The sequence below is a fragment of the Humibacter ginsengiterrae genome (assembly GCF_054780115.1).
Map to the genome: position 1 here is coordinate 120776 of NZ_BAAGWY010000002.1, position 20431 is coordinate 141206.

19 protein-coding genes are annotated in these 20431 nt (G+C 67.3%); 14 read left to right on the forward strand and 5 right to left on the reverse strand.

What is annotated here, in order from left to right; translation table 11 throughout:
- Window positions 1-4: 4 nt before the first annotated feature.
- The 3 genes from ACYVII_RS03080 to ACYVII_RS03090 form a co-directional block, all read right to left on the reverse strand.
- On the reverse strand, window positions 5-457 hold the full coding sequence (locus ACYVII_RS03080; RefSeq protein ID WP_460530823.1) for a succinate dehydrogenase hydrophobic membrane anchor subunit: 453 nt from the start codon (window positions 455-457) through the stop codon (window positions 5-7).
- A complete protein-coding gene (gene sdhC, locus ACYVII_RS03085) occupies window positions 454-876 on the reverse strand; it encodes a succinate dehydrogenase, cytochrome b556 subunit (protein ID WP_460530826.1) in 423 nt (140 codons plus the stop codon). The genes ACYVII_RS03080 and sdhC overlap by 4 nt, the downstream gene beginning before the upstream one ends.
- A 272-nt stretch (window positions 877-1148) precedes the next feature.
- Window positions 1149-2123, reverse strand: a complete 975-nt coding sequence (locus tag ACYVII_RS03090; RefSeq protein ID WP_460530829.1) for an endonuclease domain-containing protein — start codon at window positions 2121-2123, stop codon at window positions 1149-1151.
- Window positions 2124-2308: 185 nt separating this feature from the next.
- On the opposite strand from ACYVII_RS03090, the gene ACYVII_RS03095 reads away from it, so the two are divergent.
- The 12 genes from ACYVII_RS03095 (at window position 2309) to ACYVII_RS03150 (ending at window position 14373) form a co-directional block, all read left to right on the forward strand.
- Window positions 2309-3097, forward strand: a complete 789-nt coding sequence (locus ACYVII_RS03095) for an LLM class oxidoreductase (RefSeq protein WP_460530833.1) — start codon at window positions 2309-2311, stop codon at window positions 3095-3097.
- Window positions 3098-3127: 30 nt separating this feature from the next.
- Window positions 3128-4246, forward strand: coding sequence for a mannose-1-phosphate guanylyltransferase (locus ACYVII_RS03100; RefSeq protein WP_460530836.1), 1119 nt, complete (start codon window positions 3128-3130; stop codon window positions 4244-4246).
- Window positions 4247-4421: 175 nt separating this feature from the next.
- Window positions 4422-5510: a BMP family lipoprotein gene (locus ACYVII_RS03105; protein WP_460530839.1), complete on the forward strand. Its 1089-nt coding sequence runs from the start codon at window positions 4422-4424 to the stop codon at window positions 5508-5510.
- Between the two features lie 134 nt (window positions 5511-5644).
- A complete protein-coding gene (locus ACYVII_RS03110; protein ID WP_460530842.1) occupies window positions 5645-7225 on the forward strand; it encodes an ABC transporter ATP-binding protein in 1581 nt (526 codons plus the stop codon).
- Window positions 7222-8535, forward strand: coding sequence for an ABC transporter permease (locus tag ACYVII_RS03115; protein WP_460530845.1), 1314 nt, complete (start codon window positions 7222-7224; stop codon window positions 8533-8535). The genes ACYVII_RS03110 and ACYVII_RS03115 overlap by 4 nt, the downstream gene beginning before the upstream one ends.
- Window positions 8532-9827: an ABC transporter permease gene (locus ACYVII_RS03120; protein ID WP_460530848.1), complete on the forward strand. Its 1296-nt coding sequence runs from the start codon at window positions 8532-8534 to the stop codon at window positions 9825-9827. Before ACYVII_RS03115 ends, ACYVII_RS03120 begins: the two co-directional genes overlap by 4 nt.
- Before the next feature lie 28 nt (window positions 9828-9855).
- Entirely contained in the window at window positions 9856-10281 is a 426-nt protein-coding gene (locus ACYVII_RS03125; protein ID WP_460530851.1) for a cytidine deaminase, read from the forward strand.
- 99 nt (window positions 10282-10380) lie between these two features.
- Complete coding sequence (locus ACYVII_RS03130) at window positions 10381-11679, forward strand: thymidine phosphorylase (protein ID WP_460530854.1); 1299 nt, start codon at window positions 10381-10383, stop codon at window positions 11677-11679.
- Between the two features lie 40 nt (window positions 11680-11719).
- Window positions 11720-12868, forward strand: coding sequence for an adenosine deaminase family protein (locus tag ACYVII_RS03135; protein WP_460530857.1), 1149 nt, complete (start codon window positions 11720-11722; stop codon window positions 12866-12868).
- A gap of 78 nt (window positions 12869-12946) precedes the next feature.
- Window positions 12947-13420 carry a PTS sugar transporter subunit IIA gene (locus ACYVII_RS03140; RefSeq protein ID WP_460530860.1) on the forward strand — a complete coding sequence of 158 codons (474 nt, stop codon included), beginning with the start codon at window positions 12947-12949 and terminating at the stop codon, window positions 13418-13420.
- 33 nt (window positions 13421-13453) lie between these two features.
- Window positions 13454-13726 carry a PTS sugar transporter subunit IIB gene (locus tag ACYVII_RS03145; RefSeq protein ID WP_460530863.1) on the forward strand — a complete coding sequence of 91 codons (273 nt, stop codon included), beginning with the start codon at window positions 13454-13456 and terminating at the stop codon, window positions 13724-13726.
- A 332-nt stretch (window positions 13727-14058) separates the two neighbouring features.
- The gene (locus ACYVII_RS03150) at window positions 14059-14373 is read left to right on the forward strand and encodes a hypothetical protein (protein ID WP_460530865.1); all 315 of its coding nucleotides are present in this window, start codon (window positions 14059-14061) and stop codon (window positions 14371-14373) included.
- A 2-nt stretch (window positions 14374-14375) separates the two neighbouring features.
- Here the strand turns inward: ACYVII_RS03150 and ACYVII_RS03155 are convergent, their stop codons facing one another.
- Window positions 14376-16130, reverse strand: coding sequence for a phospho-sugar mutase (locus ACYVII_RS03155; protein WP_460531841.1), 1755 nt, complete (start codon window positions 16128-16130; stop codon window positions 14376-14378).
- Between the two features lie 20 nt (window positions 16131-16150).
- A complete protein-coding gene (locus ACYVII_RS03160) occupies window positions 16151-16987 on the reverse strand; it encodes a purine-nucleoside phosphorylase (protein WP_460530868.1) in 837 nt (278 codons plus the stop codon).
- A 98-nt stretch (window positions 16988-17085) separates the two neighbouring features.
- Between ACYVII_RS03160 and ACYVII_RS03165 the strand changes: the two genes are divergently transcribed.
- Entirely contained in the window at window positions 17086-18519 is a 1434-nt protein-coding gene (locus ACYVII_RS03165; RefSeq protein ID WP_460530871.1) for an NAD(P)H-quinone dehydrogenase, read from the forward strand.
- 151 nt (window positions 18520-18670) lie between these two features.
- The gene (locus ACYVII_RS03170) at window positions 18671-20368 is read left to right on the forward strand and encodes an APC family permease (protein WP_460530874.1); all 1698 of its coding nucleotides are present in this window, start codon (window positions 18671-18673) and stop codon (window positions 20366-20368) included.
- Window positions 20369-20431: the final 63 nt, after the last annotated feature.

Sequence of the window (20431 nt, forward strand, 5' to 3'; positions counted from 1 at the left end):
GGGCTTACTTGGTGATGGTCGAGCAGAACTGCGGCAGCAGGTGCGCGGGCGTGCCGCTCGGGCACGGGTTGAAGACCGTCACCGTGTACGTGCCCAGCACGATCAGAACGATGACCGCGAGCAGGATCAGCACCTTCAGCGTGCGGTTCACGGTCTTGCCGCGCGCGTAGTCGTTGACGAGCGTGCGCATGCCGTTGCCGCCGTGGATGAGCGCCAGCCACAGCATCAGGCCGTCCCAGACCTGCCAGAACGGGTCGGCCCACTTGCCGGCGACGAACGCGAAGTCGACCGCCTTGATCCCCTGACCGAGCACGAGGTTGACGATGAGGTGCCCGAAGATGAGCACGACGAGCAGCACGCCCGAGACGCGCATGTACACCCATCCCCATTTCTCCCAGTTCACGCCCTTCGAGCGCACGGGACGGGACGGGGAGCGGGGAGCCTCGATGGTGGTCACGACGCGGCCCCCTCGGTGAAGACGTTGTGCAGCTGAACGGGCACGAAGCCGATCATGAGGATGACCCACAGCACGATGACGGTCCAGAACATGAACCGCTGGTACTTGGCGCCCTTGCTCCAGAAGTCGATCAGGATGATCCGGATGCCGTTCAGCGCGTGGAACGCGATCGCCGCGACGAGCGCGGTCTCACCGAGGCCCATGATCGGGTTCTTGTACGTGCCGATGACGGCGTTGTAGGCCTGGGGGCTGATGTTGAGCACGACCGAGTCGAGGATGTGCACCAGCAGGAAGAAGAAGATGGCCACGCCGGTGATGCGGTGCAGCACCCACGACCACATGCCTTCCCGACCCCGATACAGCGTTCCCCCGGGCCGATGAGTGGTCGGCTCGAGAGTGTCTGCCGTTTCTGCCGACACGGACAACCCTCCCTGGTAGGTAGCTTGTGAGCGCTTCTCGCGGCATGGATGCCCGCGGATCCGGCGCGCAGTCAGTTTACGTCCCGCGTCCGCCGCCTCGCTCCTAAGGCCAGCCTAACTGTCTCGACGTCGAGACACTTTCCCAGCATCCCCGGTGGCACGCAGCCCAGACCGCCGCCGCCGGCGCATCTGGCCATTCAAGTCGCGAAGTCGGTCGCTATGAGCGCTCATAACGACCGACTTCGCGACTTGAACCGGGAAGCGTGGTTCGGTCAACGCGCCAGCGCGCGGCGCACCCGGTCCACGAGTTCGGCGGGCTTCGCCAGGAGCGGTGCCGTCACCTCGATGACCTCCCAGCCGGCGGCGCGCAACGCTGCGAGGCGCTCGACGTCGCGCGCCCAGGATGCTCCATGCAGCATCCCGAGGTACTCGATGGCGACCTTCTTCTCCCGGTAGACCATGTCGACGCAGCCGAGGAACCTTCCGGACGCATCAAAGACGTCCACGTTCAGTTCCGGCTCGGGCAGACCGGCGCGAACGAGTTCGAAGCGCACCGCCGACTCCCGGGGCGACCAGGAGTCGAGGCGTATGAACGTGAGCGCCTCCCTGAGGTTCGCAGCGCCTCTGCGACGTCCGGCTGCAGCCGCTGCCCGGAGCTGGTCGAGTGTCGTCAGCGGTGCCTTGCCCACGTCCGGTCGCCCGATCCCCGGGCGCCAGACCCGGCAGAAGTAGTCCCCGAGGGCGATGAGGTCTCGGAGGCCGAGAGTGCCGAGGCTCGCCCATGTGGTCGCCGGTGATGAAACCGGCAGACCGTCCACTTCGCGCATGGTCGCCATCTTCGGCTCAGCGCGGTGGCGCACGATTCCCTGCGTCCGTGGCACCGGACCCGAGCCGAGCACGCTGACATGGAGGTCGAGGTCGCAGCCGTCGGCAGGGTCGCCGAACTCGGTGAAGACCAACGGCAGGGGAGCGCCGTAAGCCGACGCGGCGGTCTGGTGGCTGAAGAAGTGTCGTGGCCGCATGAGCGGCAGGTACTGCCTGGCACGAGCGAGCCGTGCTCGCCTCTGCAAGGCATAAGGGTCGAGTTCCTCCTCCTGTGGGTCGTCCTGAATCAGACTCCGTACTCCGTAGAACGGCCGTGACAGGTCCGACCCGCGCAGGCGCCTGAGGGACGCTCCGGCATGCACCGCCTGCGCGACGCTGAACTCCGCCGCGATGCCGTCTGGAAGCGCGCCTCGGGTCCTCATCGCTCCACCATGGCCGAATGCCTGCTCGCCCACCCGGGTTATCCACCGACCACCGCGGTCAGCGCCGACCCGACGGGTTCAAGTCGCGAAGTCGGTCGTTATAAGCGCTCATAACGACCGACTTCGCGACTTGAACCGGAGGGACTCAAGCGCTGGAACGGCGGCACCGTCGGCACAATGGGGACATGGCTCTTGCGGATGTCTCCATCGGCATCGCCGGCGCGCTCGGTCCCGAGGCGCTTGCGCGGCTCGCACCGGTCGTCGAACGCTGCGGCTTCCGGTCGCTCTGGGTGAACGACACCCCCGGCGGCGACTCGCTGGCAGCGCTGGCGGCGGCAGCGGATCCCACGAGCCGGCTCACGCTCGCAACCGGCGTCATCCCGGTCGACCGCAGGCATCCCGACGAGGTCGTCGGCGCGGTGAAGCGGCTGCAGCTCCCCGAGGATCGACTGGTGCTCGGGATCGGCGCCGGCGCGGCGCGGAACGGCGCGCTCTTCCTGGTGGAAACCGCGGTCGCCGAACTCCACGAGGGAACCCGGGCTCCCGTGCTGGTCGGTGCCCTCGGGCCGAAGATGCGACGGCTCGGAGCGGAGCGGGGCGACGGCGTCCTGCTGAGCTGGCTGACGCCCGAGGTCGCGGCCGAGCAGGCGTCGACCGCACGGTCGTCCGCCGCGGCGAACGGAGCATCCGGATGCCGCGTCGCGCTCTATGTGCGCACCGCCCTCGATGCGTCGGCCGATGACCGCCTGGCTGAGGAAGCCGGTCGATACGCCGGATATCCGGCGTACGCGGCGAACTTCGAACGGTTGGGCATCCGTGCGCAGGACACCGTGCTGGACGCCTACACCTTCGGTGATCGCATCGGTCGCTACCGGGACGCGGTCGATGAGGTCGTGCTGCGGGTGATCGCGCCGTCCGATTCGGTCGACGATCACATCCGATTCGTGGAGGCGGCAGCGGACCTGCTCAGCTGACAGCTCCGCCGCACACCTATCCTGAGAGGCATGAGCGCGCTGCCCCTGCAGGACTTCTACTGCATCATTCCCGCCGGCGGTGTCGGGTCTCGGCTCTGGCCGCTGTCCCGCGCCGACGCGCCGAAGTTCCTGCACGACCTCACGGGTTCGGGCTCGACGTTGCTGCGAGCCACGTGGGACCGGCTCGCGCCGTTGAGCGGCGCACAGCGGGTCATGGTCGTCACCGGCCGAGCGCACCGCGCCGCGGTCGAGGGGCAGATCCCCGCGCTCGCCGACGCGAACATCGTGCTGGAGAGCGAGCCGCGTGAGAACACCGCGGCCATCGGGCTCGCCGCGGCCATCCTTGAGCGGCGGGAGCCCGGCGTGATCATCGGCTCGTTCGCCGCCGACCACGTGATCGGCAACGAGCCGCTGTTCCGGGCTGCCGTCATCGAGGCGGTCAAGTCGGCCCGCGCCGGATACATCACCACCATCGGCATCACGCCGACCGAACCGGCGATCGGCTTCGGCTACATCCACGTCGGCGAGCCGCTCAAGATCGAGGGCGCCACATCGGCCCGGCAGGTGATCTCGTTCGTCGAGAAGCCGAACCTGAAGACGGCCACGAAGTACCTGAAGAGCGGCGACTACCTCTGGAACGCGAGCATGTTCATCGCGAAGGCGTCGGCGCTGCTCGATCAGATCGGCTCATCGCAGCCGGAACTCCTGGCGGGATTGCTCGAGCTGGCCGAGGCCTGGGACGACCCGGCCACGCGCGGACCGGCCGTCGACCGCATCTGGCCCGGCTTGAAGAAGATCGCGATCGACTACTCGGTTGCAGAACCTGCCGCCGCGGCGGGCAAGCTGGCCGTCATCCCCGGTCACTTCGCGTGGGACGACGTGGGCGACTTCGCCTCCCTCGCCAAGCTGAACAGCGGCGGCCGGGCGACCGACCTGGCCATCCTCGGTGAGAACGCCCGTGTTCTCTCGGATGCCTCCAGCGGCATCGTCGTCAGCCAGACCGGCCGCGTGATCAGTCTGATCGGCATCCAGAACGTGGTCGTCGTCGACACCCCGGATGCCTTGCTGGTGACGACCAGCGAGAACGCGCAGCGCGTGAAATCGGTGGTGGAGGCGCTGCGCCTGACCGGTTCGACCGAGGTCTTGTAGCCGGCACTGCGTGCACTTTTGAGCATCAGATTGGCTGTCGCTGCTCAAAAGAAACAAGATGATAACGGCGGCGGCAGGAACTCCATACCGGAATCCAAGGCGTTCGTAACGTTGAGTAACGTCGCTTGGGCGGCGTCTCGCGCGCACGCGCATCTTCTTCTACGTGGAGGACAACGTGACATTCAAAGTACGCAAGGTAGCGCTCGCGGGACTCGCCGCAGCCAGCGCGCTCGCGCTCCTGGCCGGCTGCGGTCAGGCGCCGTCGTCGAGCAGCACGACGAAGGCGGCATCCAAGTTCCTGCCTTGCATGGTCTCGGACAACGGCGGGTTCAACGACCACTCGTTCAACCAGCTCGGCTACGAGGGACTGGTCGACACCGCCAAGAAGCTCGGCACCACGTACAAGAAGGCGGAGTCGAAGACCGCCAGCGACTATGCGCCGAACATCAACAGCATGATCGACCAGAACTGCAACCTGATCATCACCGTCGGCTTCAACCTCTCCGATGCCACGAAGAAGGCGGCTGCGGCAAACACCAGCACCGACTTCGCGATCATCGACGACAACGAGTTCACCGCCCCGAACGTGAAGTCGATCATCTTCAACACGGCGCAGGCGGCATTCCTCGGCGGCTACGCTGCGGCCAGCTACTCCAAGACCGGAGTCGTCGGCACGTTCGGCGGCATGCAGATCCCGACCGTGACCATCTTCATGGACGGCTTCGTCGACGGGGTCAAATACTTCAACCAGCAGAAGGGCAAGAACGTCCAGGTCGTCGGCTGGAACGTCGACAGTCAGAAGGGCTCCTTCACCGGTGGATTCGACGCCAACGACACGGCGAAGCAGGTCGCGCAGGGCATCATCGACCAGAACGCCGACGTGATCCTGCCGGTCGGTGGTCCGATCTATCAGTCGGCCGCACAGGCGATCGACGAGGCGAACAGCTCTGGCAAGAGCATTGCCATGCTGGGCGTCGACGCGGATGTCTACAACACCGACCCGAGCGTGCGCTCGATCCTGCTGACCTCGGTCATGAAGGGCATCAAGCCGTCGACGTCCGCCGTGATCGAGCAGGCCGCCGCCGGCAAGTTCTCGAACGCTCCTTACGTCGGAACCCTGAAGAACGACGGCGTTGGCCTCGCACCGTTCCACGATTTCGCGTCGAAGGTCGACCCGAACCTGAAGTCCGAACTCGACAAGATCAAGTCCGGCATCATCGATGGTTCGATCAAGGTCACCTCGCCGGCGTCGCCGAAGTCCTGATCGGCACCTTCGTCAACCAGGCCGGGAGGGCCTCGATAACGAGGCCCTCCCGGCGCTTACGTCGCACCCCAGGACTGAGGGAGCGCCGTTCTTGCGGTCGCAACGGAGCGACCCCCGAAAGGTAGATTGACCCCATGAAGCTCGAACTTCGCGGCATCACGAAGCGATTCGGCTCCCTCACCGCCAACGATCACATCTCGCTCACCGTCGAGCCGGGTGAGATCCACTGCATCCTCGGCGAGAACGGCGCGGGCAAGTCCACGTTGATGAACGTGCTCTACGGTCTGCTGCAGGCCGACGAGGGCGAGATCCTCCTGGACGACGTCGTGCAGCACTTCGACGGACCGGGCGACGCGATGAAGGCCGGCATCGGCATGGTGCACCAGCACTTCATGCTCATCCCGGTGTTCACCGTCGCCGAGAACGTGATGCTGGGCAACGAGAGCACCGGTTTCGCCGGCTTCCTCAACCACAAGGATGCTCGCACGCGCGTGCAGGAGATCTCGTCGCGGTTCGGTTTCGACGTCGACCCGGACGCGCTCATCGAGAACCTGCCGGTCGGCGTGCAGCAGCGTGTGGAGATCATCAAAGCGCTCTCCCGTGACGCGAAGGTGCTGGTCTTCGATGAGCCGACTGCGGTGCTGACTCCGCAGGAGACCGACGAGCTCATGGCCATCATGAGGCAGCTGAGAGACGCGGGCACCGCCATCGTCTTCATCACCCACAAGCTCCGCGAAGTGCGCGAGGTCGCCGACCGCATCACGGTCGTGCGGCTCGGCAAGGTGGTGGGCGAGGCATCCCCGGCCGCGAGCAACGCGGAGCTCGCCTCGCTCATGGTCGGCCGGACCGTGGAGCTGAAGGTGCAGAAGGAGGCGGCGAAGCCGGGCGCGGCCGCTCTGCAGGTTCGCGGCCTCACGGTCGTCGACCATCTCGGCCAGCTCGTGGTCAACGACGTCGACTTCGAGGTGCGCGCCGGCGAGATACTCGCCATCGCGGGTGTGCAGGGCAACGGCCAGACCGAGTTGACCGAGGCGCTGCTCGGACTGCAGGAACACGTCGAGGGCGAGATCGTGCTGGACGGCAAGAAGATCAGCGGAGAGGGCGTACGCAAGGTGCTGGAGGCCGGCGTCGGCTTCGTGCCAGAGGACCGCAACGAGGACGGCCTGGTCGGCGGGTTCTCGATCGCCGAGAACCTCATGCTCGACCGTTCCGACTCCGCGCCGTTCGTCAAGGGCGGCGGGCTCCAGCTCGGCTACCGCGCCAGGTTCGCCGCCGAGAAGGTGCGTGAGTTCGACGTGCGGGCGCAGGGCATCGATACGCCGGTCGGCACGTTGTCCGGCGGCAACCAGCAGAAGGTGGTGCTCGCTCGCGAACTGAGCCGCGACCTGCGTCTGCTCGTCGCCGCGCAACCGACCAGAGGTCTCGACGTGGGATCGATCGAATTCGTGCACAAGCGCATCGTGGAGGCTCGCGACTCCGGCATCCCGGTCATCGTCGTCTCCACCGAACTCGACGAGGTCGACGCCCTCGCCGACCGGATCGCGGTCATGTACCGGGGTGGCATCGTGGGCATCGTCCCTGCCGGGACCGATCGTGAGACGCTCGGCATCATGATGGCGGGCGAGCATCCGGATGCTCCGCACGAGCCTCCGCCCGCGCCGCGCGATCTGGACGACGCGAGCGACGACGCCGGGTCGAGAGGAGAGGCCGCGTGAGCGACCAGAACGCGGCGGACGCCGCGGGCAGAGCGGATGTCGCACTCGAGACGGGTGCGCGGGTTGCGCCCGACGACCAGCAGCCGAACCGGTGGAACGACGCGCTGCGACAGATCGTCGGGGGAAGCGTCGTCATCTCGATTCTTGCCGTCGTGCTCGCCCTCATCGTCGGGGCCATCCTGATCGCGGTCACCGATCCGGGAGTGCAGAAGGCCGCCGGCTACTTCTTCGCCCGTCCGGGCGACACCTTCCAGGCGATCTGGAACGTCGTCTCCGGCGCCTACACCTCGCTCTTCCAGGGAGCGATCTACAACTTCGGGCGGCCGACGTTCGCGGCGGGCATCCGTCCGTTCATGGACACGCTCACCTACGCGACGCCGCTCATCGTCGCGGGGCTCGGCGTCGGGCTCGGGTTCCGTACCGGCATCTTCAACATCGGCGGCCAGGGCCAGATGCTGATCGCCGCGGCGTTCTGCGGGTGGATCGGCTGGTCGTTCCAGCTGCCCCCGGTGCTGCACCTGATCGTCGCGATCGCCGCCGGCTTCGTCGGCGGAGCGTTCTGGGCTGCGATAGCCGGTGTGCTCAAGGCACGCACCGGGGCGCACGAGGTGATCGTCACGATCATGCTCAACTGGATCGCGTTCTACCTCATCTCCTACCTTCTGCGCACGCCCGGCGCGCTGCAGGCGTATGGATCGAACAATCCGAAGTCGCCCGCGATCCTGCCGAACGCGGTGCTCCCGCCGCTGTTCGGCCCGCAATACCAACTGCACTGGGGCTTCGTGATCGCCATCGCAGCGACCGTCGTCGTCTGGTGGCTGCTCGAGCGATCCAGCCTCGGATTCAAGTTCCGCGCAGTCGGCGAGAATCCGAACGCGGCCAGGGTCGCCGGAATCAGCGTGAACGCCGCCATCGTCTGGTCGATGGTCATCGGCGGAGGCCTCGTGGGACTCGCCGCCGTCGACCAGGTGCTGGGCACGACCAGCGGTGGCTTCGGATCATCCATCGACGCCGGTATCGGTTTCGACGCCATCACCGTCGCGCTGCTCGGTCGTTCCCGTCCCCTCGGCATCTTCATCGCCGGCGTGCTGTTCGGCGCGTTCAAGGCGGGCGGGTTCCTTATGCAGGCCGCCAACGGCATCCCGATCGACATCGTGCTCGTGGTGCAGTCGCTCATCGTGCTGTTCATCGCAGCCCCGCCGCTGGTGCGTGCCATCTTCCGACTTCCGACTCCCGGTAGGCGACCGCCGCAGAAGAAGGCGCCGGCGACGCCGGCCTCCCTGGCACCGAAGGAGGTGGCAGCGAAGTGACGACCACCGTCGACCACACGATCCCGGATGCGTCTCCGATCGTTCTCGAGAAGAAGGTCGTGCGCAGCTTCAAGACGCCGATCATCCTCACAGTCGTGACCGTGCTCGCGATCGTGCTCTTCGTGATCTTCCGCCGCGGCGGTGACACAACGTTCACGTTCGCCGGAGGGCGGATCGCGCCGAGCCTGCCGGAGCTCGTGCTTCCCACCACGCTGACGTGCGTCATCCTCACTCTCGTCCTGGCGGTGATGGCGGCTGCGAGCTGGTGGCTCCTCGTGCGCTTCGCCAGGGTGCCGTTGTGGTACTCCGCGGTCTTCTCCTTCTTGTTCGTGGTCTCGTTCCTCACCTGGGCGGCCGGTGACAACTCCAGGCCGCTGCCGATCACGAGCCTGTTGCTCGGAACGGTCAGCCTGAGCGTGCCGTACATCTTCGGCGCGCTCGGCGGGGTCATCTCCGAACGCAGCGGCGTCGTCAACATCGCTATCGAGGGTCAGCTGCTCGGCGGTGCGTTCCTCGGAGCGGTCGTGGCGAGCATGACCCGTTCGCTGTGGCTGGGTCTGCTCGCGGCGCTCGTCGCCGGCGTGCTCGTATCGTTCGTGCTCGCGGCCTTTGCGATCAAGTACTACGTCGATCAGGTGATCGTCGGCGTCGTCATCAACGTTCTCGTGCTCGGTCTGACGAACTTCTTCTACAGCCAGGTGCTCACGAAGGATGCGAGCCTCCTGAACGATCCACCGTTGTTGCCGGCCATCCCGATTCCGGGGTTGAGCGCGATCCCGGTGATCGGTCCCGTGCTCTTCGACCAGTCGATCATCGTTTACCTGATGTACATCGCGGTGGCCGCGGTCTACGTCGGCCTGTTCCACACCAGGTGGGGGCTCCGTCTGCGGTCGGTGGGCGAGCATCCGCAGGCCGCCGACACGGTGGGCATCAACGTGACGGGCACCCGGTTCTGGAACGTCTCGCTGGCCGGCGCCATCGTCGGCCTCGGCGGTGCGTACTTCACGCTCGGCTCGGTCGGCTCGTTCAGCCAGGACATGACGGGAGGCCAGGGCTATATCGCGCTCGCCGCCGTCATCTTCGGCCGCTGGGATCCGATCCGCGCCACCCTCGCCGCCCTGCTATTCGGTTTCGCGAGCAACCTGCAGTACACGCTCGCGGCGGTCGGATCGCCCGTGCCGAGCGAGTTCCTGCTCATGCTGCCCTACGTGGTCACGATCCTCGCGGTCGCGGGCTTCGTGGGATACGTGCGCGGGCCGGCGGCATCCGGAAAGCCCTACATCAAGTCGTGAGCGACGAGGCACGAGGAGTGACCAAGCAATGAGTGACGATACGACGCCCTTCTCGGGCGATATCGACTGGGGCGCGCTGCGCGCCGAGGCCGAAGAAGCCATGAGGAGGGCGTACGTTCCGTACTCCCGTTTCCCGGTGGGGGCCGCGGCACTCGCCACGGATGGCCGCGTGATCGCCGGCTGCAATGTCGAGAACGCGAGCTACGGGCTCACGCTGTGCGCGGAGTGCTCGCTCGTCTCGATGCTGCACATGACCGGCGGCGGCCAGCTCGTCGCGTTCACGTGCGTGAACGGCGAGGGTGAGGTCATCATGCCGTGCGGCCGGTGCCGTCAGCTGCTGTACGAGCACTCGGTGCCGGGCATGCTTCTGGAGACCGTGTCGGGCATCCGCTCGATCGACGAGGTGATCCCGGATGCGTTCGGTCGCCGGGACCTCGAGGAGTTCCATGGCTGAGCGGTTCGACGCTGCGCGCTGGAGCTTGGAGCGACGGTCCGGTGGACCGTCGCCGCGACGCCAGCGCCTCGACGGCTATGCCGGAGAGGTGGTACAGAAGTGAGCGAGCGGTTCGACGCAGTCGACGTCATACGCGCCAAGCGCGATCACGGCGAGCTCTCCACCGCCGAGATCGACTGGCTGGTGGATGCCTACACGCGCGGCTTCGTCGCCGACGAGCAGATGTCTGCATGGGCGATGGCCGTGCTGCTGAACGGGATGTCGCGGCGCGAGATCCGCGATCTCACGCTGGCGATGATCGCCAGCGGCGAGCGGATGAGTTTCGCCGACCTCGGCAAGCCGACCGTGGACAAGCACTCCACGGGCGGTGTCGGCGACAAGATCACGCTTCCGCTGGTGCCGCTCGTGGCATGCTTCGGCGTCGCCGTGCCGCAGCTCTCCGGCCGTGGCCTCGGGCACACCGGCGGCACGCTCGACAAGCTGGAGAGCATCTCGGGGTGGCGGGCATCCCTCAGCAATGAGGAACTCATGGCCCAGCTCCGCGACGTCGGCGGCGCGATCTGCGCTGCTGGCGCCGGTCTCGCGCCGGCCGACAAGAAGCTGTACGCGCTGCGCGACATCACCGGAACGGTCGAGGCGATCCCCCTCATCGCCTCGTCGATCATGAGCAAGAAGATCGCGGAGGGAACCGGCTCGCTCGTGCTCGACGTCAAGTTCGGCGCTGGTGCGTTCATGCGTGATCTCGACAAGGCCCGCGAACTGGCGCGAACCATGGTCGGACTGGGACAGGATGCGGGCGTCGCCACCTCCGCGTTGCTCACCGACATGAACGCGCCGCTGGGCAGGGCGATCGGCAACGCGAACGAGGTGCGCGAGTCGGTCGAGGTGCTTGCCGGCGGGGGACCTGCAGACATCGTGGAGCTCACGCTCGCACTCGCGCGCGAGATGCTGCTCCTGGTCGGCCAGCCCGATGCGGACGTCGAGGATGCGTTGAAGTCGGGCCGGGCCATGGATTCCTGGCGCGCGCTCATCCGTGCGCAAGACGGCGACCCGGATGCCCCGCTGCCGCACCCCAGGGAGACACACACGGTCACGGCGCAGCGGTCCGGTGTCGTGGCGCGGCAGGACGCGCTCGCGTTCGGCGTCGCCGCCTGGCGGCTGGGCGCAGGACGCGCCAGGCAGCAGGATCCCGTGCTGCACGCGGCCGGCATCGACCTGCACGCGCAGGTCGGCGACCGGGTGTCGGAAGGCGACGCGCTCTTCACACTCGGCACGGACGACCCGGTGCGCTTCGAGCGGGCACTCGAAGCGCTCGAGGGTGCCTGGGACATCGCGGACATCGACCCCGGCCGAGCCGCACCGCGACGCGGCCCGCTCGTGGTCGAGCGGATCGGATGACCGCCTATCCAGCGATGCCAGCGACCCATAATCTGGAGCAATGAGCGAACAGCCCGCCCCCACGGACAGTCCCAACGCCCACCACGTCGTCGACGGTGTCGACGTGCAGACCCTCCCCAAGGTGTCGCTGCACGATCACCTCGACGGAGGCTTGCGGCCGCAGACCATCATCGAACTGGCCGACGACATCGGCCTTGACCTTCCGGAGACGGATGCCGATGCGCTCGGCGAGTGGTTCACCGGGCAGTCGGACTCGGGCTCGCTCGTGGAGTACCTGAAGACGTTCGACGTCACGACCGCCGTCATGCAGACCCGTGACGGGTTGGCGCGGGTCGCGCGCGAGTTCGTGCTCGACCTCGCCGCCGACGGCGTGGTCTACGGCGAGATCCGCTGGGCGCCCGAGCAGCACCTGGGTCGTGGCCTCAGCCTCGATCAAGCCGTCGAGGCGGTGCAGAGCGGCCTGGAGCAGGGCGTGGCGGATGTGCGTGCCAGCGGTGGGAGCGCAGGTGCGAGCATCCGAGTCGGTCAGCTCGTGACGGCGATGCGCCACGCGGATCGTGCGCTGGAGATCGCTCAGCTCGCCGTGCGGCACCGCGACGCAGGGGTGGTCGGCTTCGATATCGCCGGTGCCGAGGCGGGCTTCCCGCCGAGCAATCATCGGGTCGCGTTCGACTATCTCGCCGAGCAGTACTTCCCCGCGACCGTGCACGCGGGCGAGGCGGACGGGCTGGCGAGCATCCAGAGCGCTCTCATCGACGGTAGGGCGCTGCGACTCGGGCACGGCGTGCGGCTGGCGGAGGACATCACGATCGAACGTCAGGACGACGAGAACATCTACGTCTCGCTCGGGCGGCTGTCGCAATGGGTGAAGGACCGCGAGATAGCGCTCGAGCTGAGCCCGTCGTCCAATCTGCAGACCGGTGCCATCGCTGCGTGGGGCGACGAGCTCATCGACCACCCGTTCGACCTCTTGTACCAGCTCGGATTCCGGGTGACCGTCAACACCGACAACCGGCTGATGAGCCACACCACCCTCAGCCGCGAGCTGGCCATCTTGGCGGATGCCTTCGGCTACGAGCTCGACGACCTCGAGACGTTCCAGCTCAACGCGGCACGCTCGTCGTTCCTCCCGCTGGAGGACCGGGAAGACATCGCCGAAGCGATCTCCGCCGGATTCGACGCAGCGTAGAAAATCACAGCGTCCTCGCAGGCACGTAACGCTCAAACCCGGCGGGCCTTGACGGAGGGTCGCGATACGCTTGTGATCATGTCGCTTCCGCCGCTGCCCGACTCTGCCATCGACCTCGGTGTGCACGCAGCGGATTGGCGCGCCGCCGTGCGGTTCGCGGGCAACGCACTGCGTCGTTCCGGAGCCACACGCGACAGCTACACCGAACGCATGATCCAGGTCATCGACGAGTTCGGCGCCTACATCGTGATCGCTCCTGGCCTCGCGCTCGCGCATGCGCGACCGGGTCCGGATGTGCTCGCCGACGGGCTCTCGGTTGTCACGCTCGCGACTCCGGTGACGTTCGGGCATCCGCACAACGATCCGGTGAGCGTGGTCCTCGGCTTGGCCGTGGAGACGCCGGATGCCCACGTGCACTCCGTCGCGGAGCTCGCCAACGTGTTCAACGATCCGGAGGCCATTCCTGCGCTGGCCAGCGCATCCAGCGCGGACGACGTGTGGCGGGTGATCGGTGCATCCGATCTGCCGAGCGACGTCAGCGCTGCCCGGTGAAGCGGGCTGCCCGGTGAAGAAGGCGAAGGGCTGATGAAGATCGTCGCGATCTGCGGTGCAGGCGTGGGAACATCCGCGATCCTGAAGGTGAACGCCGAGCGGGCGCTCGAGCGCCTGGGGCTCACGGCCGACGTCAGCGCGTCCGACGTCGCGAGCCTCACGACGACGGGATCGGATGCGCAGGTCATCCTCACGTCCCCCGAGCTCGTCGAGCGCATCCCGCGCACGAACGCGGACATCGTCGTGATCGACAACTACTTCGACGTCACAGAGCTGGAGCGCAAGCTCGAAGAGGCCATCGGCTGAGGGCCGCGCATCGGTGGGTCGGGCGCGCTGTAGTAGGTTTGTAGTCGTGGAGGCGGTAGACACTGGCAGCATTGCGCTGAGCACATGGGGGGAGCGTCACCAGATCACTGTTTCCGAGGCGAACGAAGCGCTCGCAGACGTCGATGCGGTGTGGTTCGATCCGGATCCCTCAGCCGATCTGGGCGCGGCGTTCGCGTTCTTGGTTATAGGCACAGCAGACGCCCAGTTCTCACGGTCATCCTTGTGCGTCGCGAGAATGGTGCGGGCTACTGGGGAGCGAACGGGTGGGCAGCTAACAGCTCCGATCGGCGCCGGTACGAAAGGGGCGAGTGATGAGCGCTAAGGGTGATGTGGAGGCGGTACAGGCGGAGTCCGAGGTGAACCGGGATCTCGCGCTGCCCGATCAGGTTCATGGACAGCGCCGCGGTCGTTCGGTGGTGCAGTCAGTGCGCCTGCCAGAAGCCGAGTTCGCCGACATCGAGCGCCTTGCTGGTCAACTCGGCGTACCGGTCAGCGCGTTGATCCGCGGCTGGGTCTTGACCGGGCTTGCCGAGGAACGCAGCACATCGTTGCGCAGCGCTATCGAGCGTCTGGCTGGCGATGCCGACCGACTTCGCCGACTGGCAGCCAGCAGTAACGTTGCCTGAACTCAAACGCGGTCGGTGAGGGTGCGTATCGCTGCGCCCAGCGTCGCAACGCGCGCTTGCGCAGCAGATCGGCGGCCGGCCACGTTCGGCGCGGCGTCGTCGAACGCGTCGATGTAGATCTTCAGCTTCGGCTCGGTGCCGCTGGGGCGCACCATGACGCGCGATCCGTCCTCGAGCACGATGCGCAGCACATCGCTCGGCGGCAGGTCGGCCGATCCGTCGCGCAGGTCGTCGATATGCGACACCGCGACCTCGCCGAGCACTGCCGGTGGCTGGGCGCGCAGACCGGCCATGACGCGCCCGATGCGCTCGAGGTCGGTGACACGGATCGAGATCTGGCCGGACGCGTACGCGCCGAAACGTTGCGTGAACTCGTCGAGGCGGCCTGCGATCGTCCTTCCCTCCGTGTGCAGTTGCGTCGCAAGCGCGATAGCCGCCGTGGCAGCCGAGATGCCGTCCTTGTCGCGCACGGTGTCCGGGTTCACGAGGTATCCGAGCGCCTCCTCGTAGCCGAAGACGAGCCCCGGAACGCGGCTGACCCACTTGAATCCGGTGAGCGTCTCCGCGAAGCCCAGGCCGTAGGCATCCGCGATTACACGCAGTGCGGGGGAGGAGACGATGGATGCCGCCAGCACGCCGTTCACGCCCGCCGCGTGCGCCCGTTCCGCGGCGGCCCATCCGAGCAGCGTTCCCACCTCGTTGCCGCTCAGCCGCCGGTACCCCTGTTCGGATGCGTCCGGGATGCCGATGGCGAGCCGGTCCGCGTCGGGGTCATTGGCGACCACGAGGTCGGCCTCTGTCTCGCGGGCGAGAGCGAACGCCAGGTTGAGCGCGCCAGGCTCCTCCGGGTTCGGGAACGACACGGTGGGGAAGTCCGGGTCGGGCTCGGCCTGCTCGGCGACCGTGACGGGCGCAGGAAGATGGGCCGCCTCGAACACCGCGCGCGCCGTGGACCATCCGACGCCGTGCATGGCCGTGTACACGACACGTAACGGCGACGAGGCGGATCCGGCCGTCGACGGCGGCCCGGCGACCGCAGCCGTAGCGGCGATATACGCGTCGACCAGGGACTCATCGGCTAGCTCGTAGGCATCCGATCGTGGCAGGTCGGAGACGCGACCCTGTGCCACCCGGTCGATGCAGGCTGCGATGTCGGCATCCGCAGGCGGGACGATCTGCGAGCCCTCGTCGGCGCCGCCGAGGTACACCTTGTAGCCGTTGTCCCTTGCCGGGTTGTGGCTGGCGGTGACCATGACACCGGCGGATGCGCCGAGGTGCCGCACGGCGAACGCGAGCACCGGCGTGGGCAGCAGACGGGGGAGCAGCACCGCGCGAACGCCGGCGCCCGCCATCAGCTCCGCCGTGTCGCGTGCGAAGACGTCTGAGTTCTTGCGTCCGTCGTAGCCGATGACTACCGATGGCTGCATGTCGTCGCCGGAAGCGGATGCCTGCTCGTTCAGGTACGCCGCCAGCCCGGCCGCAGCCTGGGCGACGAGCACCCGGTTCATGCGGTTCGGCCCGGCAGCGATCTCACCGCGGAGGCCGGCCGTGCCGAACGCGAGGCGGGTGTCGAACCGCGAGTGCAGGTCCTCGAGCGCGTCGGACGACCCGGTGGCCGCGTCATCCACGATGGCCTGCAGCTCGGCGCGCGTCTCGGCATCCGGATCGTCCGCGATCCAGGCGCGCGCCGCCTCGACGACGTCGACGGCGGCCGTGGTCTGCGCCGCCGCAGATCGCGCCGCCGCGTTCTGCCCCACCCCGCTCTGCCCCGCCGCGTTCACAGCCGCTCCACGATGCGGGCGAGCAGGGCGCTGATCACCGGCTCAGCTGCCTGACCGGCCTCGATGACCTCGGCATGGCTGAGCGGCTGGTCGGAGATGCCCGCCGCAAGGTTCGTGATCAGCGACATGCCAAGCACCTCCATGCCGGACTGCCGCGCCGCGATCGCCTCCAGCGCTGTCGACATGCCCACGATGTGGCCGCCGATGGTCTTCGCCATCTGCACCTCGGCCGGCGTCTCGTAGTGCGGACCGCGGAACTGCACGTACACGCCCGTCTCGAGTGAGGCATCCACCTCGCGGGCGAGGTCGCGCAGTCGCTTCGAGTAGAGATCCGTGAGATCGACGAAGGTCGCGCCCTCCAACGGTGACGATGCCGTGAGGTTGATGTGGTCGCTGATCAGCACCGGAGTGCCGGGCCCCCACGTCTGCTTGATGCCGCCCGCGCCGTTGGTGAGGATGATCGTCTTCGCGCCGGTCGCGGCCGCCGTACGCACGCCGTGCACCACGGAGCGAACGCCATGGTCCTCGTAGAAGTGCGTGCGCGCACCGAGCACGAGCGCATGCTTGCCGTTCGGCAGCCGCACCGACCGCAGCGTGCCGACGTGCCCTGGCACGTCCGGCGGACGGAACCCGAGGATGTCCGTCGCCGGCACCGTGGCCACTGTCTCGCCGACGAGGTCGGCGGCTTTGCCCCAGCCGCTGCCCAGTGTCAGGGCGATGTCGTGGTGCTCGACGCCGGTGCGTTCCGCGATCTGCCCGGCCGCGATGCGCGCGATCTCGAACGGATCGGCCGCCGGGTCGTCGAAAGGATGAGCTGCGTCCTCGGATGCCATTGCACCACTCTAAACAGCGCCGGAGGTCGACCCGTGCGACCCGCTCACCTGCGCGCATCCGTCCGGGCGCCGCCAGGGCGTCTGAGAGAATGGATGCCATGGCCTTCGAGTTCGAGCGCAAGCAGAGTATCGCCGTTCTCGGGGGCGGCCCCGGCGGGTACGAGGCGGCGCTCGCCGGTGCGCAGCTGGGCGCCGAGGTGACGCTCGTCGAGCGCAGCGGCGTGGGCGGCGCCGCCGTGATGACGGATGTCGTGCCCTCGAAGACCCTGATCGCCACCGCGGACGCGACGCGCGCGATCGGCGACGCGGCCGACCTGGGCGTGCAGTTCTTCGGACGCACCGAGACGGGGCGGCCCATCCGCCCCGAGGTCGCGGTCAACCTCTCCGCCGTGAACAAACGGCTTCTCGGCCTGGCGAGGCAGCAGTCCGAGGACATGCGCAGTGAGCTCGTGCACGCCGGCGTGCGCATCGTCACCGGTGAGGGACGGCTGGACGGGCCGGGCGCGGTCATCGTCTCCACCTCGAAGGAGAACGGCACAGACTTCGACCGCGTCGAGGCCGACACGATGGTGATCGCGGTGGGCGCCAGCCCGCGACTGCTTCCGTCGGCGATGCCGGACGGGGAGCGCGTCCTCACCTGGACCCAGCTCTACTCGCTGAACTCCGTTCCGGAGCACCTCATCGTGGTCGGTTCCGGCGTCACCGGCGCCGAGTTCGCCAGCGCCTACACCTACCTCGGCGCCAAGGTCACGCTCATCTCCAGCCGCGACCGCGTGCTGCCCGGCGAAGACGCGGATGCCGCGACCGTGCTCGAGAAGGTGTTCCGCCGCAACGGCATGACCGTGCTCTCCAAGTCGCGCGCGGAGTCCGTCGAGCGCACCGAGAACGGCGTGGTCGCCACACTCACCGACGGCCGCACCGTCGAGGGCTCCCACTGCCTCCTCGCAGTCGGCTCGATCCCGAATACGGCAGGCATCGGACTCGAGGAAGCCGGCATCCAGCTCACCCCGAGCGGTCACATCCGGGTCAACCGGGTCGCACGCACCTCGATGCCGAGCGTCTACGCGGCGGGGGACTGCTCGAACGTGCTGCCACTGGCATCCGTCGCGTCGATGCAGGGCCGCACCGCGATCTTCCACGCGCTGGGCGACTCGGTGACGCCGATCGAGTTGCGGAACGTCGCATCCAACATCTTCACCACGCCCGAGATCGCCACGGTCGGCTGGAATCAGCGCGAGATCGAGGAGGGCATCGCACAGGGCGACATCTACAAGCTGGCGTTGAAGTCCAACCCTCGCGCGAAGATGCAGGGCATCAAAGACGGGTTCGTCAAGCTGTTCGCCCGCACCGGGAGCGGCACCGTCATCGGCGGCGTCATCGTGGCGCCGCGGGCGAGCGAACTCATCCTCCCTGTCGCGCTCGCCGTGGAGCACCGGCTCACCGTCGACCAGGTGGCGAGGGCGTTCTCGGTGTACCCGTCGCTGTCGAACTCGATCACAGACGCCGCACGGGCGATGCACATCGTTCTCTGAAGCCTGTTCGTATCCTGTGCGCTGCCTCAGCGCAAGCGCGTGAAAAAAGCGTCGCCGGAGGAGTAACGTCCGAACCGGGACGGCGCGTTCTCTCGTGAGCGCGGGCGTCCGTATGCGCAATCCGTGAGGATCCGTACGTGAGGAGACGACGATGTCGAGCACACTGAATCAGCCGAAACCGCCCACCGAGGAGGTGAAGCTCAAGCGACATGTCGGCCCGATCGGCCTGCTGTTCGCGGCGATCGGCTCCATCATCGGGTCGGGGTGGTTGTTCGGAGCGTTCAACGCCTCCGTGATCGCCGGCCCTGCGGCGATCTTCTCCTGGCTCATCGCCGGGGTGATGATCATGCTGATCGCCCTCTGCTACGCTGAACTCGGGCCGATGTTCCCGATCTCCGGTGGTGTGGTCAGGTATCCGCACATGGTGTGGGGCTCGTTCGGCAGCTACACGATGGGGTGGATCACCTGGATCGCCTCGGCGGCCGTTCCGGCGATCGAGGTCGAGGGGGCGCTCACCTACGGCACCCAGTACGCGCCGTTCACGGTTCTCGCGAAAGACAGTGGGGCATCCGCTCACGTGCTGACCCCGCTCGGCATGGTGGTGGCGATCATCCTGCTGGCCGTGTTCGCGGTGATCAACTACTTCGGCGTTCGGCTGTTCGCCCAGGTCAACACGGTGGTCGTGTGGTGGAAGGTGTTCGTGATCTGCCTGGTGGTCGTGGTGTTCATCATCACAGCGCTGGCCACCGCATCGTCGCAGGCGATCGGCAACTTCGGCTCGCACGGGTTCGCTCCTAAGGGATTCGCCGCGATCTTCGTCTGCATCGCCACCGCAGGCATCACGTTCTCGTTCCTCGGCTTCCGGCAGGGCATCGAGCTGGCCGGTGAGACGACGAACCCGCGGCGCAACATCCCGTTCGCCGTGATCGGGTCGGTCGGCATCACCGCGATCCTGTACGCGCTGCTGCAGGTGGCGTTCACCATGATGGTGCCCGCCTCCGCGCTGTCGCACGCGGGCGGATGGATGGGCCTGTCGTTCAAGAACGACTTCGGCCCGCTGGCGGCTCTGGCGACCATCGCCGGGCTCGGGTGGCTGGCGTACATCCTGTACTTCGACGCGATCATCTCGCCGCTGGACACCGGCCTCATCTACACCACGGTGACCTCTCGCGTGTCCTACGCCGTCGGGCGCAACGGCAACGGGCCCCGGTGGCTGGCCACGAACAACAAGCACGGCGTTCCGTACTGGAGCCTGCTGCTCTCGTTCCTGGTGAGCATCGTGCTGCTGCTGCCGTTCCCGAGCTGGCAGCAGCTGGTGGGCTTCATCACCAGCGCCACCGTGCTCTCGTTCGGCACCGGTCCGCTGGTGCTGGCCGTGATGCGGCGCAAGCTGCCCGACCATGAGCGGCCGTTCAAGCTGCCGGGCGGTCACATCATCCCGTTCCTGGCCTTCTATTGCACGAACATGATCGTGTTCTGGGCCGGCTGGGCGACGAACTCGAAGCTCGCGATCTCGATCGCCATCGGGTACGTGTTCCTCATCATCTACGAACTGGTCGCGTGGAGGCGTCCGAACCGGCCCAAGTTCGACTTCAGGGCGAGCGTGTTCTGGGTGATCCCGTGGCTCATCCTGATGTTCCTGGTGAGCTGGCTGTTCGACCCGACGACGCCCGTCATCAAGGGCGGGTTCTTCTGGGTGTTCCTGATCAACGCGGTGATCGCCGCGGTGATCTACGTGGTGGCCGTCACGATCACGCTGCCGACCAAGAAGATCGAGGAGTACATCGAGGAAGCCGCGAACGAGTCGGAGATCGAGGAGGAGACTCTCGCCGGCGGTGCCATCGGCTGAGCCTCTCACGCGATCGGCTGACCCGTTCTGGCGAGGTCGGCCGGAAATCGAACAATGCGCCGG